The organism is Peptoniphilus sp. oral taxon 836 str. F0141, from assembly GCF_000179335.1.
GTDB lineage: Bacteria > Bacillota > Clostridia > Tissierellales > Peptoniphilaceae > Peptoniphilus_A > Peptoniphilus_A lacrimalis.
Genome location: NZ_AEAA01000145.1, coordinates 1 through 2,725, shown reverse-complemented (window position 1 = coordinate 2,725; position 2,725 = coordinate 1). Strand labels below are relative to the sequence as shown.

Below are 2,725 nucleotides of genomic sequence, written 5' to 3'. Positions count from 1 at the left end.
AATTATTCTTCGAATTTTTAAAATGGAATTTTTTGAGAGATTTTTATGATGAACTTTTAAAAAGTGACAGAATTTTAAAATCAACAAATATTGACCCACTTCTAGAAATGGAGAATTTAATAATAAAATACACAAGAAAATAATCTCAATTTATGATGAGTAAAGCAAAAATTGATTTTTGTTTATAAATATCTTGCAAAATTAGCCGTAATCTGTTAAAATCTTATAAGTATTTAAAGAAATCAATAGGAGGTGTAGAAATGGCAAATATTAAATCTGCGATTAAGAGGATACAAGTTGCAAAAAGAAATGAATTACAAAATAAATATAGAAACACTCAAGTAAAAACAGCTATTAAAAAGTTTAACCAAGCTCTTGATTTAGGAAAGTTAGACGAAGCAAAAGAACTTTTAAAGGACGTTGATAAAAAGTTAAAAACTGCTGCAACAAAAAATGTAATTCACAAAAATCAAGCTTCAAGAAAGATTTCAAGACTTACAAAGAAACTTAATAATAAATTAGTAGGATAATAGAGATTTTGAAAGGTCTCTATTTTTTTATTTAAAATTTCTGCCGATATTAATTTCTATGCTATAATATTTTAGAGGTTAATATGAAAAAGGCAGATTTTTTAGTAATCATAATAATTTTACTTATTTCTGGGCTTGTTGCGTTTATTACAGGCAAGAATGAATTTGTTGATAATAAACTTGGTAAAAAAGTTATAATTACTGTTAATGGAAACGTTTATAAAGAGATTGTTTTAAACGAAAAAACAAATGAAAAGATTAAAATAGATAATGAATTTGGTCACAATGTTGTTGTTATTAAAGATCAAAAAGTTTATATAGAAGAATCAGATTGCAAAGATAAGATTTGTATGAAAAAAGGAAAAATTTCTCTTGTGGGAGATTCTATTATATGTCTTCCCAATAGACTTCTGATAAAAATTGTTTCTGATAAAGAAAAGGGATTGGATGTGATTTTACGATGACAAATAGAAAACTTATTTTCCTATCTCTTTTAACAAGTTTTGGAATAATTTTGGGTTTGTTTGAGTCACAGATTCCTCTTCCCGTAGCAATTCCAGGAGCAAGACTTGGCTTATCAAATATAGTTGTTTTAGTAACAATTATTTCTATAGGTTATAAAGAAGGTTTAATAGTTGCTCTTTTAAAAACTGTAATTTTGGTTCTTGTTTCAGGACAAGTGACAGCTTTTTTTTATTCTTTTGCAGGAGCCTTATTGTCTTGTTTTTCTATGATTTTGTCCCATAAATTTTTATCCAAATATTTATCTCTTGTGGGCATAAGTGAAATTGGATCTTTTTTTCATAATTTAGGTCAAATACTTGTGGCATCACTTATGTTAAAATCATTAACAATTATGACTTATTTGCCCTTACTTGTAATTATAGGGATTTTTACCGGATATTTTGTGGGAATCAGTGCAATTTTTATGGAAAAACATTTAAATAAAATTAAATTCAAGGTGGTATAAATGCGTGAAATTATTTTAGCTTCACAATCTCAGGGCAGGAAAGAAGTTTTGGAGAAATATACGAAGTTTAAAGTTGTTCCTTCAAATATTTATGAAAATAAAGATTATAAAGATATAAAAATTTTAACTATGGCATTATCTTTTGAAAAAAGGCATAAGTATAAGCAAAAATTATGCAGATTCTATAATTATTTCAGCAGATACGATGGTTGATATGGATGGAGAAAATATAGGAAAACCAAAAGATTATGAGGATGCTTACAGAATACTTAATAAATTAAGGGGAAAAAAGCACAGAATAGTTACAGGATTTTCTGTAATTTCTCTAGCTGATAATTTTAAATATACTTCTTGCCAAGAAAGTTATGTTGAATTTAAAAATTTTACAGATGAAGAACTTAAGGCATATTTAGATTCTTATGAATTTGAAGGAAAGGCTGGTGCCTATACAATTGGTGGTAGGGGAGGACTTTTAATTTCTTCCATTAAAGGAGATTATAACAATATAATCGGTCTTCCTATTTATAAGATAAATGAAGTTTTGTATAAATATTTAAATGTTAATTTTTTATGGAGTGGAAATGGAAAAAAATAAATTTACTATAAAAGATATGACAGAAGAAGAAAGGCCCCAGGAGAAATTACTACACTTGGGGCCTAGTGCTTTGACAAATGCAGAGCTACTCGCTTTAATAATTAGAACAGGTACAAAAGAGCTAACTTCTGTGGAGTTGTGCGAAAAAATTTTAAGAGAATTGAAACGTGAAAATAACAGCAGTTTACTTTCAGGTTTAAGAATAGCCAGCATGGATAAATTAACTGCAATTAAGGGAGTTGGTCAAGCAAAAGCTGCAATGATAATGGCGGCATTAACACTAGCAGAAAGATTAAATTCTTCTTCCATATACGATAGAAAAAAAATCACAAGTCCAGAAGATGCGGCTAAATATGTGATGGCATCTATGAGAGATTTGGAAACAGAAGTTTTTAGTAATAATTATTTTAAATACCAAAAAAGAAATAAAATATATAAGAGAAATTTCTCATGGAATAATAAATATGACTGTGGTTCATCCCAGAGAAGTTTTTAGACAAGCAATTTCAGATGGGGCTCACAGTATAATTTTATTACATAATCATCCAACAGGTGATCCCAGTCCATCACAAGAAGACAGAAATTTGACAAGAAGACTTGTGGAAGTTTCAAAAATTGTTGGCATAGACA

The 2,725-nt window shown here is 28.1% G+C and carries 7 protein-coding genes; all 7 read left to right on the top strand.

What is annotated here, in order from left to right:
- The first annotated feature begins 260 nt into the window (after nucleotides 1–260).
- Entirely contained in the window at nucleotides 261–530 is a 270-nt protein-coding gene (gene rpsT / locus HMPREF9131_RS08120; RefSeq protein WP_009346404.1) for a 30S ribosomal protein S20, read from the top strand.
- 83 nt (nucleotides 531–613) lie between these two features.
- Nucleotides 614–994 carry a NusG domain II-containing protein gene (locus HMPREF9131_RS08115; RefSeq protein WP_009346403.1) on the top strand — a complete coding sequence of 127 codons (381 nt, stop codon included), beginning with the start codon at nucleotides 614–616 and terminating at the stop codon, nucleotides 992–994.
- Entirely contained in the window at nucleotides 991–1,500 is a 510-nt protein-coding gene (locus tag HMPREF9131_RS08110; RefSeq protein WP_004825953.1) for a Gx transporter family protein, read from the top strand. The genes HMPREF9131_RS08115 and HMPREF9131_RS08110 overlap by 4 nt, the downstream gene beginning before the upstream one ends.
- Nucleotides 1,501–1,713: a Maf family protein gene (locus HMPREF9131_RS08825; RefSeq protein ID WP_232202609.1), complete on the top strand. Its 213-nt coding sequence runs from the start codon at nucleotides 1,501–1,503 to the stop codon at nucleotides 1,711–1,713.
- Nucleotides 1,706–2,095, top strand: coding sequence for a nucleoside triphosphate pyrophosphatase (locus tag HMPREF9131_RS08105; protein ID WP_232202608.1), 390 nt, complete (start codon nucleotides 1,706–1,708; stop codon nucleotides 2,093–2,095). Before HMPREF9131_RS08825 ends, HMPREF9131_RS08105 begins: the two co-directional genes overlap by 8 nt.
- Entirely contained in the window at nucleotides 2,082–2,591 is a 510-nt protein-coding gene (locus HMPREF9131_RS08100) for a UPF0758 domain-containing protein (RefSeq protein WP_009346401.1), read from the top strand. Before HMPREF9131_RS08105 ends, HMPREF9131_RS08100 begins: the two co-directional genes overlap by 14 nt.
- A partial coding sequence (locus HMPREF9131_RS08820) for a JAB domain-containing protein (RefSeq protein WP_369744402.1) occupies nucleotides 2,494–2,725 on the top strand: 232 nt, incomplete at its 3' end. The genes HMPREF9131_RS08100 and HMPREF9131_RS08820, both read left to right, overlap by 98 nt.

Excerpts from the sequence above, each read along its gene's own strand:
- HMPREF9131_RS08825 (WP_232202609.1), top strand. The coding sequence starts at position 1,501 with ATGCGTGAAATTATTTTAGCTTCACAATCTCAGGGCAGGAAAGAAGTT.
- HMPREF9131_RS08110 (WP_004825953.1), top strand. The coding sequence starts at position 991 with ATGACAAATAGAAAACTTATTTTCCTATCTCTTTTAACAAGTTTTGGA.
- HMPREF9131_RS08100 (WP_009346401.1), top strand. The coding sequence starts at position 2,082 with ATGGAAAAAAATAAATTTACTATAAAAGATATGACAGAAGAAGAAAGG.
- HMPREF9131_RS08105 (WP_232202608.1), top strand. The coding sequence starts at position 1,706 with ATGGTTGATATGGATGGAGAAAATATAGGAAAACCAAAAGATTATGAG.
- HMPREF9131_RS08115 (WP_009346403.1), top strand. The coding sequence starts at position 614 with ATGAAAAAGGCAGATTTTTTAGTAATCATAATAATTTTACTTATTTCT.
- rpsT (WP_009346404.1), top strand. The coding sequence starts at position 261 with ATGGCAAATATTAAATCTGCGATTAAGAGGATACAAGTTGCAAAAAGA.